This is a genomic window from Polaribacter sp. Hel1_85 (genome assembly GCF_000766795.1).
Classification (GTDB): domain Bacteria; phylum Bacteroidota; class Bacteroidia; order Flavobacteriales; family Flavobacteriaceae; genus Polaribacter.
This window is the reverse complement of record NZ_JPDS01000001.1, coordinates 957,583-976,976: the sequence shown is the minus strand read 5'-3', so window position 1 is coordinate 976,976 and position 19,394 is coordinate 957,583. Positions and strand designations below refer to the sequence as shown.

The following is a 19,394-nucleotide window of genomic DNA, read 5'->3' as shown; positions in this document are numbered from 1 at the left end:
TTTAGCTTTATCGATACTACTACAACATTTCGTCTATAGTTAAGGTGTTAAAGACGAAAATCAACAATTTAAGCTTTATTTAGTTATTATTTTTGTGGTATAAAAATTATATCATGAAAAAAATAGTACTAAACTTAATTATTATTCTGAATTTGTTTCACTTAACAGCTTCAGCGCAATCAGGATCAATTTCAAACTTTTCTTTTTTATCCAATCCTATAGAAATAGGAAAAAAATTAAACTTTTCTTTAGATTACACAAGTGATGTAGATGCTTATTTAAATATTGCCTTATTAAAATCTACAAATGGCGGTTCTCAAATAGATTGGAGTACAGGAATGCATTGGCAAAATGTTAATGTACCAGCTGTTTCAGCACCTTCTAATTTTATAGGAGAAATTCACTTATCGGGTTTTTATGAAACAAGCGAAGATTTAGGTTCTGAAGTTTATTTAGTAATGGTTCAGTTAATAGATAGAAGTAATGATAGTTCTATGGCAGCTGTTAGTAACTGGGGAATTAGTCAACAAAATACAATTACTATTACATCATCTTCAGATACTTTTAATTATAATTTTTTAGGAGATTTTGATGCAAATGGTAAACCTTTATATTTAGAACCAGTAAGAGATGAAATTTCATCATCAGATTTAGAAACAATAAAACATTCTCTTCCAGAGTATTACTCTGTTCCAGAATATAACCCTCATTATATAACTGCTGGATATGATACAGATTTATCTATAGAACAAGATACAGATGTTTGGGTTACGTTTATAAGTGAAGGAGCAGGTTATACAAATGTATTAGGGTATTATACTTATGATTTAAACAACCCTCCAACAACAAAACCAAATCAAGAAGATATTACAATTATTTTTCCAAATGCGTCAGAAGAAGGAGCAGGAGGTTCTTTAGTTGCAGGAGATAAAGTTAATATTGGTTCTTTTTCTGCAGGTACAGGTATTGGTTGGGTTTTATTAGCTAATGCTTGGAATGGACAAACAGTTGCTCATGATATTTGGAATGTATATTCAAATCCTGATTTTAATCCAGAAAGTGATGAAGAATTAAGAAATCACAGCGTATTGTTAACAGACAATAATAACCAGAGATTAATTTTAGGTTTTGAAGATGTAAGAAGAGATTTAGATTGGTGTGATAATGATTTTAATGATGCTGTTTTCTATATTACAGTAAATCCTTATGAGTCTTTAAAAACAACAAATTTTGCAGAGGTTAGTATTCCAGAAAATGTAACTTCTGCTTACGATGGTGGTTTAGAAAGTAATGGTTCATTAGCAGATTTAATAGCAAAAAGAAACTTACAAAGAGAGAAAGAAGGTAATAATAATTATAAGAAAAAATACCAGAAAAGATTTAACAAAACAGAATTAAAAAGTAAATCTAACACTGTTTCATTAATAGATTTTTTACCAGAAACAGGAATGTATAAAACAGAAGTAGCAAATGTTTCTAGTCCAGAAGATTTATTAGGGATTACAAATGCAAAAGAAATATTTTCGGTAGATTATTATCAAGGTACAGATAGAGTTTCTGCAGTATTAGCAACAAAAACAGAAGGTTCTATTTACGATCATTCTAAAGTAATATGTGATAGATTAAACAATTCTAGTTTAGAAGATGTAAGAACTGTAAATACTAGAGGTCATCAAATTATTAGTTCTAAAATTAAAAGAGCAACAGGAGAAATAGAATATACTTTAAGTTTTTCTGTTAAAATGGAAGGAAAAGAAAATGAGTTATTTAGTTTTTGGAATATAGATCAATATCCTGCAGGGAATTATCAAATTTGGGGAAGCTCTTTTTCGCAAGTATTTTCAATTGCTAATTATATTATAGATCAGCATACCTCTATAAATGGATTAAATAGTACTGTTGTAGAAAAAGTATTGCCAAATGTTTTTGTAAAGTCTGGTAGTTATTCTAATGGAGTTATTAATTTAAATTTGGTAAACAAAACTCAAGAAAAATCAGTAGATTTTGTGGGTAATATTGCAGAAACCGAAGTTTCAGAACATATACAAGTATCAAATACTTTTACATTATCGGGTGCTTATAATGAAGTTTTATCAATAGAAACAGGGGTTTTATTTGATATAGGTTTTTCTTTAGAAACGGCTTCTTCAACTCAAAAAGATGCATTATACTTAGCAGATGGACCTTGGGGATTAGATTATTTAAATGATTATGCAACTGTTTCTAGTTTTGATGTTACTACTTCTGATAGAGAATATAATGATGATAATTATGAGGTTGATAGAAATGCAAAAGCTTCTGGAGAAGTAAAAGGAAATATCAATTTATTTAGACATATTTTACCTGGAGATCAAACTTTAAATGTTGAAGATTTTGAATATTTAAACTTTAATGTTACAAATAATGAGCCAGTAGAAATAGTAATTATGCCTGAAGAAGATAGAGCTTGGGAAAATAGATTGAGATATATTATTCCTGCTAATTCTGAAGAAAGATTATTTAATATTTTATTTTCTGATTTTGTTGATGCAGAAGGTAATTCAGTAGAAATTAGCAATATTAAAACAATAGTTTTTTCTATAATTGGTGATTACACTAACTATAAACCTTTTAATATTGATATTAATAATCTATCATTTAGTGCAAATAATGTTTTAGCTGTAGATAACTATAATTTAGAAGAAACAACGAAGATGTTTAACTATCCAAATCCGTTTACAGGTGCTACAACAATTCAATTAGCATCAAAATCTGAAGACATTAAAATTGAGGTTTATGATGTAATAGGTAGGGGAGTAGATATTCAAAAAATAAATACAAACTCTTCTATGAAAGTGCAATATAATGCACCACAATTAAAGACAGGTATTTATAAATATAGAATAACTGATGATAATAATAAGCAATATTCTGGAACTTTTATTATTAAATAGTCCCCTAAATTTTACAGAATGTTATAAGGCAAAAGATGTATCTTTTGTCTTATTTTTTATAAAAAGGTTTTTTTAAGATTACCCATTTAAACCGGATTCCAAATTCTGTATAAGTAAAACCAGCAGAACCTGCAGTAGCAACAGCAGAAGCTATATTACTTTGTAATCCGTAAATGTTTATGAGTGCACGTTCAGAAAATTTATATCCAAGTTTTGCTTGAACTCTATAAGTACTTTGACCATCGTCATTTTCTATATATTGCAAACCTGTAGCAGCGGTTAAACCGTAAAACCATTCTTTGTTTTTAGCTGCAGCTTCATCTTTTATGAGGTTAATAAAGACTTCTACTGCATTAAATTTACTTGGACTAAAATAAACAGTTGGTACTTGGTTTTTAAAAGATAAATTTTGATAATTAATACCTGCTTTCATAGAAGGTTTAGCTAAAATGTTATAATATAAAGAGGTAAATAATAAATTTCTAGCATTTTCATCACTTTGCCAAGTATAATAATATTGTGTAAACCAACCCAAATTAAAATTAGTATTTAAACTATAATTTAGAATAAGGTTATTTTGTACAATTTGTTCATTTAACAAGGCTGCATTAAAATTCTGAATATCTCGTTTGTAACCCACTTCTAAATTCTGGAGTTTAAAAGGTTTTATATTTAGTGATATATCTGTTAATAATTGATTGTATTTACTAGTTTCAGAATCTGAAGAAGTAACTCCAAAACTTCCTTTTAATGTTAAATTATTTAAAAGTTGATAAGATACACCTAATAATAAATTATTGGTGGTTGCTTTTAAATCAGTAACTGGGTTAGAAGTTGTTCTGTAGTTATAATTTGCTAAAATTTTAAACTTCGTAGAAAAAGGAATTTCAGTTTTAAAATCATAAGCATTTGCTTCGTTTTCTCCATTATCAAAAGAATAAGAAAATTTGGTTTCCACATATGGCGTAAAACTTAAGTCTAACTGTTTTATAAAGTTGGTTGCATCCTTCTGTTTTTCGTAAAAAGTTAACGTATTTTCTGCACTTTTATAAGCATTATCATAATAACCAGAAGCTTTTAGCGCATTTGCTTTTCCTAAATTACCATCAAAAGAAGCACTGTCTTTTTTTAAGATTAAATTATAATCTTCTAAACTTTTTTTGAAATCACTTTTATAAATATTAAGCGTTGCTCTTAGAGATAACATCCAATTTTCTGGATTTTCATTATCGTTTAAAAGCTGATTAATTTGTGTTTCTGCTGCTGAATATCTTTTATTCCAAATTAATGCCTGAATATTTCTTTCTATAGTTTGGTTTTTTAAAACTGTAGAAGTATTTGCATCTATACTTTTTAAAGCTTTATCGCTAATGTTTAAAGCGGTTTTGTCATCACTATCTAAATGATATGATAAAGAAATACCGTTTAAAGAGGTTAATTCATTACCAGGAATTTCTCCAATAATTTTATAAGTACTTTTTGCTTTTTCTACTTGATTAGAAATTAGATACAAGTTGGCAAGATTTAATAAGGTTTCTTTATCGTTTTTAAAAGAGGTAAAATTTTCCTTTAAAATGGTTTCAGCTTCATCATATTTTTGATCAGTTACTTTCTTATTAGCTAACCCTAATCTCATATATTTTTTTGAAACTAACGCATTAGGATTGCTAGGTAATACAGCCAAGGCTTTATCTACAGTTATTAAAGCTTTTTCAAATTCTTTTAAGTTAGATAATGTATTTGCATACCCTAATAATGCAGCAAAACTTTTATCATCTTCCTTTAAAAGTGTTTGGTAATATACTTTTGCATCAGGATAATTTTTACTCCACAATAAAGATTCTGCATAATTTAATTTTACTTCAAAATCTGTAGGATAATCTTTTAAAAGGTCTGTAAAAAGAGTTACAGCTTTTGTTGCTTTTCCATTTAAACCAATGGCTCTACCATAACAAAGTCTGGCTGTTTTGTTTGTAGGATACTCTTTTAATACATTTTCAAAAAAAGTTTCAGCCTCTTTGTACTTACCCGTTTCTAAATAAGTAAAACCTTCTTTCATATCTTGAGAATATCCCAAAAAATTGATAAATAGAAATATTATAACTGTAAAATATTTTAACTTCATTATGCATTTTTTTAATGAATGCAATTTATGCATTCACTTTTAATAATTAGAATAAATAGATTGTTTTTCTTTAAAAATAGCTTAGTCAAAGGCTTTTATTCATTCAACTTTATGAATTGGTTTTTCATCGAAAGTTTATGTTTTCTTATAAGCTTGAATATGATATTTGTAGAGTATTAATTTAAAATAAATAATTATGAGCCTACAAATTTCAGAAAAAAAGGAAGTTTTTTATTTAAATGGTAAAATTAATTTTGAAACAATTCCTTTTTTTAAGTCTTATTTTAATTCAATAATAAGAGATAGAATTGTTGTTAATATTGATAATGTTAAGCATATAGATAAGGAAGGTTTAGATGCTTTATTTGTTTTAATAAAAAATGCTAATAAAAACAATAAACTATTTTCTATTGTTGGTTATGGTTGTAAAGAAATTTATGATTATTTTCATCAACTTCAAGTAGCTTAATTAGAAAAAGAAAAAAAGATGCAAGCAATTATAAGATTTGTAAAAAAAGGAATTAAACCAGAACAGTTATTTATGTTAAGTGTTCTGTTGGTTAATGGAGGTAATTACTTGTATAATTTAGTTTTAGGTAGAGTTCTAGGACCAGAGAAATTTGCTGATGCAGCAATATTAATTACTTTTTTATTAGTACTTTCTTTTGTAGCCATGACTTTTCAGCTGGTAACAGCTAAATTTTCTGTTCTTTTTGAAGACTCTATTTTTAGTGGTTTTATTTCTAAGATTTATAAAAACGCTTTATTTACAGGAATTTTTTTAGGAATTTTAATTGTAGTTTTCTCAACTCAATTACAGCATTTTTTTAAAACAACTTCTTCTACAATGTTTGTTATTTTCGGATTAGGAGTTCCGTTTTATTTTTTAATGAGTGTAAATAGAGGTGTTTTTCAAGGAAAACAAGAATTAAAATCATTGTCAGTAACCTATCAATCTGAAATGATTAGTCGTTTATTACTGACTTTTGCTTTATTATATTTATTAGATATAGATTCTTCATTAATAATTGCAATAGGTATTTTTTGTTCTTTTGTTTTTGGATTAATACCTTTTAGAAGTAGCAATTTTTCTTTATTTAAACCTTTTAAATTAGATGATGCAAATAAAAAGTTAGTAAAGAATTTCTTTATAATTACTGCTTTTTACGAGCTAACACAAATCATAATAAACAATAGTGATATTTTATTAGTAAAGCATTATTTTGAGTCTTATGAAGCTGGTTTGTACGCTTCTTTAGCTTTAATAGGTAGAGTTGTATATTTTATTGCGTGGATGTTTGTAATGTTACTTTTACCAAAAGTTGTTCAACTAAAAAAAGAAGGTAAAGACACTTTACCAATCTTGTTAAAATATGTTGTATATATTGGTTTTATTGCTGCTGTAATAGTTGTTAGTTGCTTTTTATTTCCAGATGAAATAATTAAAATTTTATTTGGGAGTGAATATTTATCAGTAGCATCATTATTATGGAAATATGCTTCAGCAACAGGTATTTTTGCAATCTCAAATATCTTTGCTTACTATTATTTATCTCTAGATAAATACATTCCAGTTGTGCTTTCTGGTATTTTCGGAATGTTACAAATAGTTCTAGTGGTTTTATATCATGAAACATTAGAGCAAGTGGTTCATGTACAAATTATAGCAATGGTTTTATTGTTGTTTGTGCAACTTAGTTTTTTCTTTTTTAAAGATTCTAAAACTACAAAAGTGATAAAAGAAACAAATGAGTAATAATATCTTATCCTATTTTCCAATCGTCTACATATAATTGCATTTGAACAAACTTTTGTAAATAATAAAAGTAAATAACTGAAATTTGTATCATAATTAAAAAAAATAAAATGAAACTAGCCATCGTAACAGCATATCCACCAAGTAAAGTAACTCTTAATGAATACGCATATCATTTAGTAAAAAGTTTTAGACTTAAAGAAAAAGTTACAGAATTAATTCTTTTAACTGATGAAACTCCAGGAGAAAAAGATATTCAGTTTGAACAAGATGGTTGTAAAATTACAATTAAAGAATGTTGGAAATTTAATAGCTATTCTAATACAACAAGAGTAATAAAAGCAATTAATCAAACAAAACCAGATGCTATTCTTTTTAACTTACAGTTTATGAAGTTTGGAGATAAAAAAGTGGTTGCAGCATTAGGGTTAACGTTACCTTTAATTTGTAAAATGAAAAAGATTCCTACAATTGTTTTATTGCATAATATTTTAGAACAAGTAGATTTAGGAAGTGCTGGTTTTACAACAAATAAATTAGCTCAAAAAGTATATAATTTTATAGGAACTTCATTAACAAAATTAATTTTAAAAGCAGATTTAGTAGCTGTAACTATGGATAAATACGTAACTACTTTAGTTGATAAATATAAAGTAGATAACGTAAAAATGATTCCTCATGGAACCTTTGAAATTCCTGACAATCCTTCACAAGAATTACCAGAAGGACCTTTAAAAATAATGACTTTTGGTAAATTTGGAACTTACAAGAAAGTAGAATCTATGATTGAAGCTGTAGAAGTTGTAAGAAAAGAAACTGGTTTAGATTTAGAAATTGTTATTGCAGGTACAGATAATCCAAATGTGCCAGGTTATTTAGCAAATGCAAAAGAAACTTATAAACATGTACCACAATTAACTTTTACGGGTTATGTAGAAGAAGTAGAAGTAGAACCTTTATTTACAGAAAGTGCTGTAGTTGTTTTTCCTTATACATCTACAACAGGAAGTTCTGGAGTTTTACACCAAGCAGGAAGTTATGGTAGAGCAGTAGTTATGCCTAATTTAGGTGATTTAGCAACTTTAATTGAAGATGAAGGTTATAGAGGAGAATTTTTTGAATCAGAAAATGTAACAAGTTTAGCAAATGCAATTAAAGCTATTGTAACTAATGACGCTTACAGAATAGAATTAGGAGAGACAAATTATAAAGCAGCAACAGCTTTCCCAATGGAAAGAATTACAGAAATATATTTAGAAGAATTTGATAAAATTATAGCTAAAAAGAAATAATTATTCTTTAGAAATATATTTATAAGATAATTTTTTAGCACCTGAACTTGTAATAAATCCGAATTTTTTCTGAGGATTTGTTCTCCAAGGAAGTCTACCTAAAACTTCTTTAGGTACATTATCAAAATCATATAAAGTCCATGACATAAAAGGAATTTCATTTTTTGTCAGGACTTTTTGTATTTCTTTATAATACTCAGCTTGTTTTTCATCAGAACCTACAAAAGGTCTCCATAAACCTCCATAAGAAGAAAGTCCGAATTCTTGTAAAATGATAGGTTTATCATTTATATTTTCTTTTAGAGCTAGATAATCACTTTCAAATTTACTTAAATCTTCATAATAATGAAAAGAAACAACATCTACTTTATCTTTAAGAATTGTGGCACTTTCTACATTAGACCAACCAATAGTAACAGGGTGTTTTTTATCAATAGATTTAATTAAAATAATCATAAAATCTAACCAAGCAGTTACATTTTCTTTTCCTCTAGAATCAAAATCTAAGTTCGGTTCATTTTTAACATCCCAAGCTAAAATGGCTTCGTGATCTTTAAATGTTTCTACTACTTTTTCTGCATGTCTTTGGTTTAGTGTCCAATCTAAAACATCATAATTCCCATAAAAATCAAACAAAGTAACTACTACTTTTATATCTATTTCTAAGGCTGTATCAAGTACAAGTTTTAATTTTTCTAATTTTTTATAATTAACATTTGCCTTTCCAAAATCTTCATAAGGCACAAATATTCTAATAGAATTTAACCCCGATTTTTTAATAATTCTAAAATCGTTTTTAATAATATTAATATCAAACTCATCTCCATACATATTCCATGGAGTTGCTTGTGGGTAATAATTAATTCCTTTTATATTAGTATTACTAATTGATGTTCTTTTAAGAGAACTTTCAAATTTTTCTGAAGTTTCTTTAACCATATGTCTTATACGCCAAAAACCATCTTCTAGTAATAAAATATATCTGTAAGTAGATATTTCTGTAGTTTCTAAAACCAATTTATCGTCTTTAAATACCTTTTTGTATTCTAAAGTATTTGTGTCAGTTAAAACAATTAATTGTCCATCTTCACTAAAGAACTCAATATCTAAATTGTGTTCTAGAGTAGTAGATTCTATTGAAGTTTTGTTAAGTTTATTGTAATCTAAAATATTGTAAATATTTTCTCTAGCACTTTCTGTAAAATAATCTTCTATTCCAACTCGTGTATTAGTTTTGTAGGCTATATGTTTTACATACCAAGCATCTAAATAATCGTTTTCTACCGATTTTATTTTTTGTTCACTTATTTTTCTACCTTCATTACCATCTAAAACCCAAGTTACTTTAGGTAAGTATTGTTCTACCTTTTTAACTTCTGTGTGTAACATTTTACTTCTATCTGCACCTGTATTTAAAAAACTAAAAACAGAACTTACTAAAAACAAAAGAATACCAATTATTACTAAATAAGTTAGCATTAAAACACCTCTAAGAATTCGTTTGTTAGTTTTTACCATAATTTAAAACTTTTAAATTCTTTTTTTATTCCTGCAGTTTCTAATATTATTTTATAGGTATCATTTTCATAAATATTAGCATCTAAATAAAAACTTGCAAACCCATTGTTAGATTCTTTAAATAGGTCTTTTAATAAGATTCCATTTTTATAAATAGATAGTTTTACAGACAATCCATCTGGTATAATTTGTCCCATAAAACTTTCTAAAGGCCCTACAGTTATAACTCTATTATTTTCTTTGAAAGCTATATTATAATCTTCAATTACTTTTTTATATTTAATAGTTATGGTGTTACTTTCTGAAATTCCAATAAAATAAGCTTTAATTCTCCAAGTATCTTCAAAATCTGGATGTACAATTTTTGCATGTGCAACTCCATTTATGGTAGTACCTGCCGTTTTTAAAATACCACCTTTTTTATCTGTAATGTAAAACTCAATATAACTTCCATCACTTATAATATTTTGGTTTTTGTCTTTTACAATGGATGTAAAAAGCGTTGTAATTTGGTTTCCATCTGCATATTCATGATTTCTATGCATAAAAATTTCAAAATCAGTAGCAATTGCAGGCATAATATTAACATCAAACTCTTTAGAGTTTAAGCCAAAAGAGGTAGACGAAATTATCATTCTTCCACTTTTTTTAGGAGCATAAATATTTTTATAACCAATTAATTTATCAGTGTAAATTGGGTTTATATTTTCAGATTTTAAAAATTGATATTTTACATCGACTTTACTATTATCTAGAATAGGATTGTCTAAACTATCTGTAGGTATTACAACTAACATCGTGTAATCTAATTCACCGGCATCAATACTAGGTGGTCCTAAATAGGTTTCTATAGTTGTAGGTTGTTGTTGAGAATGAATAGAAATGTTTCCAGAAATTAATTCATCAGTATTTATGGTTTTCCATGTTAATATTCCTCTTTTTTTAGATAAAAAACGTGGAACTTTAAAAGATGCTTTTTGATCTAAAACTTTAGATTTTAATACAGTAGAACCATAACTGTTAGAACAATATAATTGAAGAATAGTGTCTTTCTTTACTTTAAAATCAAGTATAACATCATCATTAACATTAAATGAAATTTGTGTTGATAATAAAGAAACAGAAGATTTAGTATTTGTTTCTTGTGCTAAAAAAGAAACAAATACAAATTGAAAAAATAGTAGGAAAAAAGTTAGTTTTAATTTCATTATTTTGGGTTTCCTATATACATACTCAGTTCAATTCTAACATAACTAAAAAGTGGGTGATCTACTTTTTGTAATTTACCTATGTTATGATTTTTTATTCTATTTGGTAATATTTTAAAAGCAATATCTTCATTTGGTAAACCATTTACAAAACAGTAACTCATATCATCACTTACAATTTTTATTGTTGGTTTTAAAGGTATTGGGTAATTAAAACGTAATTTTCTTTCTTGTCTTATTCCTTCTTTTAAAAACAAATTATCTACCCAAATCATTTCTTTATCTTCATTATAAAAAGTGATAATCATTTGTGGAACAGTAATTTCTTGAATTCCGCTATTAAATAAAGTACCACTAATTACATTAGGAGAAATATTAACTTCACTTAAAACAATGTCTTTAAATAAATCTGAATTAGATGTATTTCCTGCAGCTTGTAAATTAAACTTTGTAGGTTGCTCACTTAATTCTACAGGTGTAAATTCGTCTGGATTAAATGTTTTAGGAATAGAGTCTTTGGTTCTAGACCAAGCAATTCCTTCAAAATTAATTCTAAAAGCACTTATTTCTTTTGGCATTAATTTGTGCTTTAAAATATGTTTAGCATTATAAGTGGCTAACTCTTTATTATCATCGTTATAAAGTGTTCCTTTTAAGACTACGTCTGATGGAACATTATCTATATTTTGAACTTCACCAATAATAGAGTAGCGCTTATTAAATTTTATCAATTTAGCAGAAACAATTTCTAAAACAGGTTGTTTTAAAACATCTTCATGATGTGTTTGTTCTGTTGTAATTCTTCTTCTTCCTTGATTAAAATAACCAGTAGTATTTTTAGAATATAATTGGTCTGGAGGTAAATCTATTGATTTTCTGGTAGGTTTTAAATACCACTTTCTACCTCTTTTAACAGTTGTTCTATATTCTACTTTAGATAGTTTTTCTAAAGGAGTAATCCATTTTGTTTCTACTTTTAAAGTTGTTAAACTATCTGTTTGTTTTAAAACTTCTGCAGTTATTGCATCTAATTTTGCATACGAACTTAATAAGCCATCTGTAACCGAAATTTCTAATAAATATTGAGCACGAGTTAACTCGTCTTTAGGATCTATATAACTAAAACTTTTATTTAATTCTTTAAAATCAATAGTATCATAATATGCTTTTACAACATTTTCTGGAGACCTCTGTGTGTCATTTTTAATGTAAAACATATAACAAGCATAACCTATAGTTATAATTAAAATAACTGCCCAAATATGAAAAGCTCTTAAAACATTTCGCGAAAATTTAGAATAATCATTCTGAAAGTTAAAGTAAACAGGTTTAGGTCTTATTTTGGTTTTTAATCCATTTACAATTAAAGATTGTACGTTAAGTGAAAACGCAACAAGTACTGTTAAAAAAGGAATAATTCCCCAAATTATTTTTACCCAAGCAGGTACATCTTCTTTGGGTAAAATAGAAGAAACAGGAGGCACATTTAATTTTTCCCAAACCATAATACCATTTTCTAATTGAGATAAACGTTGCCATCCACAGAAAAATAATACAGGATCATAAAATTTATCATTAGAAAAAATATATTTTAAATTATACTTTTCTGGAGTTGTTAAAAATTGCTGTAATGAACCAATACCTGCAACTCCTTTAAATTTAGAGTTTTCTAAACGCTCAATTGGTCTTGTTGTTAATTCGGGTAAACGTCTTGCAGAATGGTAGTTTCCATCTACACTCATTGCATTAGATTGTGCAGCTAACCAAGCCATTTGATCTCCAAAACCTAAAGTTAAATACCTCCAATGATCATGAGAATCTTGACTTAAAAAATTAACTATGGGCAACATTTTAATTTTCTGAGGTTGAGAAGGTCTAAAATACCCTAAACTCATGGTAAAAATTACCATAGCAACATAGAAAAATGCTAAAAGCCCACCTAATAGTCTATGATAAACTGCACCAAATTTTTCTTGTATTAAAACTTTTAAATCACCTTCTACAAACCGATAAATAAATTCTCCAAATATTGGAATAGACATTATAGATCCCCAAAGCGTAAATCTATCTAAAGTTAAAATATTAAAAGCAGTTTCACCTAAAATCATTTTAGGTATTGGTGTTGTACCACCAGTTCCTAAAATTACTAACATGGTAAATGATAAACCAAAAAATAAATATCTTTTACTGTAATATCTATAAAAAATATAGGGTAGTATAAATAACAATAATCCCCAAGGAATTGTAAAAAACACTAATCCAGAGGAAGTTACCTCTATGAAACTATCTCTAGAGCCATGTGGAATAGGAACTTGAGTTATTGGGTTTTTTTTGGAGTTTAACCAATAAGGAAAAATACAAAATATAATAAGGAATAAAGCAGAAAAGCCAAAGGCAGCATTTTTCTTTAATTGTTTAAAAAAGGTTTTTAGAAATAATGGGAATGTAACTTCTTTATATGATTCAACTTCTTCACGTGCAACGTCCATTATTACTGTACCTATTAATGGGAAAATAAAAAATAACATACCAAAAATTGGGGTAACATGATGAGAAGTTACAGTTACAGAAATTAATGAAAGTGATGTAAAAAAGAATTTATACTTACCTGTTTTAAGCCATAAATATATTTCGGGTAAAGCGTGCATTAAAATAGAAACTCCAATTATACTGGGTAATTGACCAAAAATGTGCAAAGTTTCAACAAAAGAAGAAGAGAAAACAGCTAAAATAGCTGCATAACCAGCAACAGTTCTATTTGATGTTATTAATAAAGAATATCTATAAGAACCTGTTACAAATAACACAATTGCTATTAAGGCAACTGTAAACATTCCAAATTTTAAACCTCCAATTAAAGATAAAGCTCCAATAGTTTGATGAACTAAAGGAGGATAACTTTGTACCGTAAAACCTGTGTACCACTTGTAATTCCATGGTTCAAACCAACTATTGGCATAATGATCTGCAAAAAACAAATGAATTAAAGCGTCATAAGTAGTTTCTAAAGTGAAGAAAATAGTTGAACCATGAAAAATAACGGCAAGAATTATTGCAGCTATTAAATATTTATTAGATTTTTCTTTCATTAACAGAGTACTCGCTTATAATAATGTAAATATAAAATATTTTTAAGGATAGATTTTTTTTATTTGTCTAAAGTAAACTACCTTTCATCTAACTTAATCAACATTTAGTACAAAAATTACAAAAACAAAAAGAAAACCGAAGTATTTTTGCTTCACAGTTTAACCAAAACTTTATTATGAAAATATTAGCTATTGATGATCAAAAACTAGTGTTAATTCCACTAGAAAGTAGATTAAAAGAAATGGGGTATGATGTGATTACAGAAACAGATGCCAATAAAGGAATTGAATTATATAATTCTTTGCAACCAGATTTAGTAATTGTTGATATTAATATGCCAACTATTTCTGGTTTAGAAGTAGTAAAACATATTAGAGAAATAAAAAAATCTGATACGCCAATTATGATATTATCTGGTAATACAGATGATGATATGATTACACAAGGTTTTGAACTCGGTGTAAATGATTATATGAAAAAACCTTTGAGTCTTACAGAAGTAGGTTTAAGAACAAAAAGGTTGATTGGTGCTCCAGAAAATTTGGATGCTAACAAAATATACTCAAATACTATTATTCAAGAAAGGTGTGTAGGAGTGGTTATACCTTGTTATAATGAAGAAGAAAGGTTATTAAGTAAAGAATTTACAGATTATATAGCTACAAATTCTGGTTATCATTTATGTTTTGTAAATGATGGGAGTAAGGATAAAACATTAGAAGTATTAAATAACCTAAGAAAGGGAAGAGAAGATTTTATTACTGTCTATGACTGTGAAAAAAACGGAGGAAAAGCAGAAGCTGTAAGACAAGGGATGTTATATATGGCTAAACAAGAAGATTTAGATTATATAGGATTTTTGGATGCTGATTTATCTACTGATTTAGCAGATTTTAATGATTTAGTTACCACTATTGAAGAAAATGATAAATATAAAATAGTAAGTGGTTCTAGAATTAGTAGAATGGGTGCCAATATTACCAAAGAATCTGCTAGAAAAATTATTAGTATGACTATTAATTTTATCATTAGAAAAATACTTTCTATGGATTTTAAAGACACACAATGTGGTGCTAAAATTTTTCATAAAGATGTGATTGATATCTCATTTAAAGATAAATTTGTAACACAATGGATTTTTGATGTAGAAATTTTTAGAAGAATAACACTTCATTATGGTTTAGATAAAGCTAAAGAAATGTTGTGCGAACAACCTTTAAAAAGATGGATTCATGCAGATGGTTCTAAACTATCGATGAAAGATTCAGTAAAAATTGTTGGCCAACTTGCACAAATAGCCTGGTTCTATAGAAAAGGAAAAAAGAAATAGTCAATTAGAAAATTTGACTATTAATTAAAAATAATGCTGTATTAACCCCTAAATAAACATTAAAACAGAACATTATGAAAAAAGGTATGGTTATAATTTTCGATAAGAATGATATTCATGTTTCAGAAAATCGACCCTTTAAATCATTTTTTAACAAGAGTTTTAAAATATGTCTTGTAAATAATGGAAATCATGTTAAATTGCTGAAATTTTTATATAAGTTAAAAGAGACTTCAAAATGCGAAGTGTCTATTTTAAACCTTAGAAAAGAAAAAGCATCAGATTTAGCTTTAAAAGCAGGAGTACGATTTTTATTTAATAATGATAATATTAATTTAATTGTGCATGCAAAGCCAAAAAATATTTTCGATAAAAAACTCATGAAGAAAATAGTGAACATTTCTGATGAAGATTTGCGTAATAAAATTGATGAAAGAGTATTGTTAAGAAAAGTGTATGCTCTTAATGAAATAGTTAATTGTTGATAAAAATGAAAAATAATAAAATACTTAGAGTAGAGGGTAAGGTTCAAAATTATGATTGGGGAGGAAAAACTTATATCCCAAATTTAGTTTCTCAAAGTATTGATGAAAATGAAACGTATGCAGAATATTGGTTGGGCGCTCATTTAAAAGCACCATCAATTGTTAAAATAGAAAATGATAGTATTTCTTTAGATCATTTTTTAAGTGAAAATAAAATTGAAAATCTAGGAAAAAAAGTTACAAATGAATTTGGGAAACTTCCCTATTTATTTAAAGTTTTAGATGTAAATAAAATGCTTTCTATACAAGTACATCCTTCTATAGAAGCTGCAATTAAAGGATATCAAACAGAAAATGAAAAAGGGATTGCCTTAACTGCAAAAAACAGAAATTATAAAGACCAAAACCATAAACCAGAAATTATGGTTGCTTTAAGTGATTTTTGGTTACTGCATGGTTTTTTAGAAAGAGATAAATTAATTAAAAATTTAAAAGAAACTAAAGAGTTGAGTTTCTTAATGGATACCTTTTTAGAAGAAGGATATTTAGGTCTTTATAAAAAAGTAATGGAATATTCTCAAGAAGAGGTAAATGAAGTTTTAAAACCTTTGGTTGATAGAATTTATCCAAAGTATTTAAATAACGAATTAGAAAAATCTTCACCAGCATATTGGTCTGCCAAATCATTAGATAATAAAAACTCACAAAATATTGATAGAGGAATATTTTCAATTTACTTTTTTAATATTTTAAATGTTTCAAAAGGAGAAGCAGTTTTTCAAGATGCAGGAGTGCCACATGCTTACTTAGAAGGTAAGAATATGGAGCTAATGGCAAACTCAGATAATGTTTTAAGAGGCGGATTAACCAGTAAACATATCGATGTTGAAGAATTGATTAAAAACACAAAATTCGAAGAAACGATTCCTGAAGTTTTAAGCGGTTTTGAAAATAAATCTAACGGAGAAATTGTTTTTAAAACGAAAGCTAAAGATTTTGAATTGAGTAAAATTGAATTAAAAGCTACCGATATTCATAATTCTATTTCTAATTCTGTAGAAATACTAATTGCTTTAAATGGTGCAGCAACTGTTACTCAGAATAATGAGTCTTTGTCTTTAAATAAAGGGGAATCAGTTTTAATTAAAGCAAATACTGCCTATAAAATTAATACAACTTCTGAAGTAGAAATTTACAAAGCAGGCGTACCTAAATAAATTAATTTAAAATTGTTTTAGAGTTTTTAACTCTAAAACAATTTTCCATTCCCAAGAATTTGGGGTTCCCAAATTCTTCAGACCAAAAACCTTCTAAAATATCTTTGGTTAAACATTTATAAACAACGGTTCCTTTATAAATTGTGTTTTCATCACCTTGGTAATGAAAGTTGATAACCAAAATATTGTTTTTAAAAAAACCTGTACCAAACTGTTGTTGACTTTTATTAATTAGCCATTTAGCAATTATTCGATTGTTATCATCTAAAGATAAAGTGAGTTCTCCTTTATAAGAATTTTCAGTTTCATCTTGATTGCTTCCTATTATAGAATATTTACCAACTAAATCTTCATTTTTCATTTATTCGATTACTTCTATAAACAAATCTTCTTTGTTGTTAATTTTACGAAACAAACCTTCTTTTTTCATTCCGCTTGAAATAGAAATTATTTTGCCTTGAAAGTCTTCAAAAATTACGTGAGAGTATCCTTTTGTAATGTAATAGTCAAACAATTGTGTTTCTCTGTTATAAACTACTGCTTTTTTTTCGTGTTTACTATCATCTGTAATATTCCAATTTTCATCGTTATTAGAGCCATAAATTTCTTTTCCGTTCTTACTTATTCCAGAAGAAAAATTTGGATATGGGAATGTTGATGTGACAGAAAAATTATCAGAAGAATATACTTTGTTTTTTTTATAATTGATGATAAAATTCTCAGCTATATTAAATTGCATATTTCTCTTTCTATCTTGATCTATTATAATATCAATAGTTTTAGTTTGAGTTAAAAAACCATCAGTATTTATAGCATATAGAATGCTATAAGCTTCGTTTTTATGTCCTAATAAAAGTTGATTATTTTTAATTTCTACAACACTATAATTATAACCAGACTGATGTGCTGAGAAGTGTAGCTTTTTATCGATTAAAATTAGTTTGTCATTATCTCTAGAGAATGAAAAGATATAGTCACCATCAGTAAAAAACCAAAATCCTGATGAAGTATAAAGAAAATCATCAATACTATAAATTTGAGAAAACTTTAATTCATACTTAAATTCTAAAGTATTCGCATCGTAAACTTCTAAAACACTTCCTTGAGCTAAAAAAACTTCTTCTCCATAAGTAGTATTAAAAAATTCAATAGGAAGCTCTGTTGATATATTTACTGGCTTATCTGAAATTACTTCTGTAGTATTTGTTTCATAATTATATTTATGAATATAAGAATATGAAGAACCACTTTCTGCACCTAAAAAATAGACAATTGGTTTATTTTGGTGATTTGCATATGATTGAATATTATTTAAATTGATAATTTCATCTCTTCTAAAATCTACTTCTAAATATGTTTTATAACCTTCTGTATAGTCGTAAGTTTTATTTCCAAAAATGTCATAAACATTAATTTTATAAAAAGGATTTTCTAAATATGGTGGATTTTCATCTATAAAACTGGTAGAATTAATATTGGTTATTTTAACTACACTTACAATTTGTTGTCCATAACCAGTTATGTTAGGAGGGAAGTTCGAATAAGAAATTTCATAATGAGAAAAATAAGGCATGTCACTTTTTTCCCAATTTAAATGAATGGTATTATTAATTACTTTTGGATCTTCTAAATTTACATAAGAAGCTTCTAATGTATAGGTATCTATAGATTGTATGTCACTTTCACCCAAAGTTTTAGATTTAATATTTACTTTCAGAAAATAACACAATCGTTCTTCTGCAGGTGGAGTTAAATCTGTAAATATTGTAATATTTGAATCGGTAATTGTTTCTATTAAAACAGCATTATTTTTAGAGCAATTGGCTCCTGAGCTCCTATATATATCATAGGAAACAAACTCTTCATTTCCTTGATAAGGTTGCCAAATATAACTAATTAGATTTCTATATTCTGGCGATAAATTTCTGTTAAAAGTTTCTGAAACAACATCAATTTCTATTGGGGTATAAGGTTTAAGATATGCTTTAAATATTTCTAAATTACCATCATCATCAATATCAAATTTAGATTTAAAAATGAGCTCATTAGAATTTAACTTAGTAATTACTGCTTCATCAGATTCATTCTGTTGATTAGATAAAGTGATTATACCTTGATTAAGCTCCCAACTCAAAGTGTTTAATGTAAAATCGCAATTATTACTTTGATATAAATATTCTTTATAAACTCCATTTTCTTCAAAAACTAGATAATCTCTACCACATTCTTGGTAATTAATTGGTACTTGAGATTTATTCTCATCAAATTCTATATTAAATATTGCCCATGTTCCTATTAAATCATTTGTAGTTGCAGATGTATTTGCATTTGAATAAAAATCTGCATAAAAATCATATTCTGGTTCTTTTGAACAAGAAGTAAATAAAAATATGGATGTAAATATTAAATAGTGAATTTTGATTTTCATTCGTTTTTTTTT

General features: G+C 26.9%; 13 protein-coding genes. 7 read left to right on the top strand and 6 right to left on the bottom strand.

Going from position 1 to position 19,394, the window contains the following annotated elements:
• Positions 1 to 113 precede the first annotated feature (113 nt).
• Entirely contained in the window at positions 114 to 2,933 is a 2,820-nt protein-coding gene (locus PHEL85_RS04325; RefSeq protein WP_081965072.1) for a DUF4114 domain-containing protein, read from the top strand.
• 49 nt (positions 2,934 to 2,982) lie between these two features.
• On the opposite strand, the gene PHEL85_RS04320 is transcribed toward PHEL85_RS04325, so the two are convergent.
• Positions 2,983 to 5,058 carry a tetratricopeptide repeat protein gene (locus tag PHEL85_RS04320; RefSeq protein ID WP_036821516.1) on the bottom strand — a complete coding sequence of 692 codons (2,076 nt, stop codon included), beginning with the start codon at positions 5,056 to 5,058 and terminating at the stop codon, positions 2,983 to 2,985.
• Between the two features lie 196 nt (positions 5,059 to 5,254).
• Between PHEL85_RS04320 and PHEL85_RS04315 the strand changes: the two genes are divergently transcribed.
• From PHEL85_RS04315 to PHEL85_RS04305, 3 genes are all read left to right on the top strand, one after another.
• On the top strand, positions 5,255 to 5,527 hold the full coding sequence (locus PHEL85_RS04315; protein WP_036821500.1) for an STAS domain-containing protein: 273 nt from the start codon (positions 5,255 to 5,257) through the stop codon (positions 5,525 to 5,527).
• An 18-nt stretch (positions 5,528 to 5,545) separates the two neighbouring features.
• Positions 5,546 to 6,814, top strand: a complete 1,269-nt coding sequence (locus tag PHEL85_RS04310; protein WP_036821497.1) for an oligosaccharide flippase family protein — start codon at positions 5,546 to 5,548, stop codon at positions 6,812 to 6,814.
• Between the two features lie 110 nt (positions 6,815 to 6,924).
• Positions 6,925 to 8,106 carry a glycosyltransferase gene (locus PHEL85_RS04305; RefSeq protein ID WP_036821495.1) on the top strand — a complete coding sequence of 394 codons (1,182 nt, stop codon included), beginning with the start codon at positions 6,925 to 6,927 and terminating at the stop codon, positions 8,104 to 8,106.
• Here PHEL85_RS04305 and PHEL85_RS04300 read toward each other — a convergent pair whose 3' ends face one another.
• The 3 genes from PHEL85_RS04300 to PHEL85_RS04290 are packed head-to-tail and all read right to left on the bottom strand — an operon-like array spanning position 8,107 to position 13,921.
• Entirely contained in the window at positions 8,107 to 9,624 is a 1,518-nt protein-coding gene (locus tag PHEL85_RS04300) for a glycoside hydrolase family 2 TIM barrel-domain containing protein (protein WP_036821492.1), read from the bottom strand.
• On the bottom strand, positions 9,618 to 10,832 hold the full coding sequence (locus PHEL85_RS04295; protein WP_036821489.1) for a hypothetical protein: 1,215 nt from the start codon (positions 10,830 to 10,832) through the stop codon (positions 9,618 to 9,620). The genes PHEL85_RS04300 and PHEL85_RS04295 overlap by 7 nt, the downstream gene beginning before the upstream one ends.
• Positions 10,832 to 13,921: a membrane protein gene (locus tag PHEL85_RS04290; protein WP_036821485.1), complete on the bottom strand. Its 3,090-nt coding sequence runs from the start codon at positions 13,919 to 13,921 to the stop codon at positions 10,832 to 10,834. The genes PHEL85_RS04295 and PHEL85_RS04290 overlap by 1 nt, the downstream gene beginning before the upstream one ends.
• Positions 13,922 to 14,097: 176 nt before the next feature.
• Here PHEL85_RS04290 and PHEL85_RS04285 point away from each other — a divergent pair, with 176 nt between their 5' ends.
• The 3 genes from PHEL85_RS04285 (at position 14,098) to manA (ending at position 16,954) form a co-directional block, all read left to right on the top strand.
• Positions 14,098 to 15,252: a response regulator gene (locus tag PHEL85_RS04285; RefSeq protein WP_036821481.1), complete on the top strand. Its 1,155-nt coding sequence runs from the start codon at positions 14,098 to 14,100 to the stop codon at positions 15,250 to 15,252.
• 74 nt (positions 15,253 to 15,326) lie between these two features.
• The gene (locus tag PHEL85_RS04280; RefSeq protein ID WP_036821479.1) at positions 15,327 to 15,737 is read left to right on the top strand and encodes a hypothetical protein; all 411 of its coding nucleotides are present in this window, start codon (positions 15,327 to 15,329) and stop codon (positions 15,735 to 15,737) included.
• Between the two features lie 5 nt (positions 15,738 to 15,742).
• Positions 15,743 to 16,954 carry a mannose-6-phosphate isomerase, class I gene (gene manA, locus PHEL85_RS04275; RefSeq protein WP_036821477.1) on the top strand — a complete coding sequence of 404 codons (1,212 nt, stop codon included), beginning with the start codon at positions 15,743 to 15,745 and terminating at the stop codon, positions 16,952 to 16,954.
• 1 nt (position 16,955) lies between these two features.
• Here the strand turns inward: manA and PHEL85_RS04270 are convergent, their stop codons facing one another.
• Positions 16,956 to 17,315: a hypothetical protein gene (locus PHEL85_RS04270; RefSeq protein WP_036821474.1), complete on the bottom strand. Its 360-nt coding sequence runs from the start codon at positions 17,313 to 17,315 to the stop codon at positions 16,956 to 16,958.
• Positions 17,316 to 19,382, bottom strand: coding sequence for a lipocalin family protein (locus PHEL85_RS04265; protein ID WP_036821471.1), 2,067 nt, complete (start codon positions 19,380 to 19,382; stop codon positions 17,316 to 17,318).
• Positions 19,383 to 19,394 lie beyond the last annotated feature (12 nt).

Bases quoted from the DNA above. Each gene is read 5' to 3' on its own strand.
- PHEL85_RS04270 (WP_036821474.1), bottom strand. From the start codon at position 17,315: ATGAAAAATGAAGATTTAGTTGGTAAATATTCTATAATAGGAAGCAAT.
- PHEL85_RS04310 (WP_036821497.1), top strand. From the start codon at position 5,546: ATGCAAGCAATTATAAGATTTGTAAAAAAAGGAATTAAACCAGAACAG.
- PHEL85_RS04295 (WP_036821489.1), bottom strand. From the start codon at position 10,832: ATGAAATTAAAACTAACTTTTTTCCTACTATTTTTTCAATTTGTATTT.
- manA (WP_036821477.1), top strand. From the start codon at position 15,743: ATGAAAAATAATAAAATACTTAGAGTAGAGGGTAAGGTTCAAAATTAT.
- PHEL85_RS04280 (WP_036821479.1), top strand. From the start codon at position 15,327: ATGAAAAAAGGTATGGTTATAATTTTCGATAAGAATGATATTCATGTT.
- PHEL85_RS04290 (WP_036821485.1), bottom strand. From the start codon at position 13,921: ATGAAAGAAAAATCTAATAAATATTTAATAGCTGCAATAATTCTTGCC.
- PHEL85_RS04300 (WP_036821492.1), bottom strand. From the start codon at position 9,624: ATGGTAAAAACTAACAAACGAATTCTTAGAGGTGTTTTAATGCTAACT.
- PHEL85_RS04285 (WP_036821481.1), top strand. From the start codon at position 14,098: ATGAAAATATTAGCTATTGATGATCAAAAACTAGTGTTAATTCCACTA.
- PHEL85_RS04320 (WP_036821516.1), bottom strand. From the start codon at position 5,058: ATGAAGTTAAAATATTTTACAGTTATAATATTTCTATTTATCAATTTT.
- PHEL85_RS04265 (WP_036821471.1), bottom strand. From the start codon at position 19,382: ATGAAAATCAAAATTCACTATTTAATATTTACATCCATATTTTTATTT.
- PHEL85_RS04315 (WP_036821500.1), top strand. From the start codon at position 5,255: ATGAGCCTACAAATTTCAGAAAAAAAGGAAGTTTTTTATTTAAATGGT.
- PHEL85_RS04305 (WP_036821495.1), top strand. From the start codon at position 6,925: ATGAAACTAGCCATCGTAACAGCATATCCACCAAGTAAAGTAACTCTT.
- PHEL85_RS04325 (WP_081965072.1), top strand. From the start codon at position 114: ATGAAAAAAATAGTACTAAACTTAATTATTATTCTGAATTTGTTTCAC.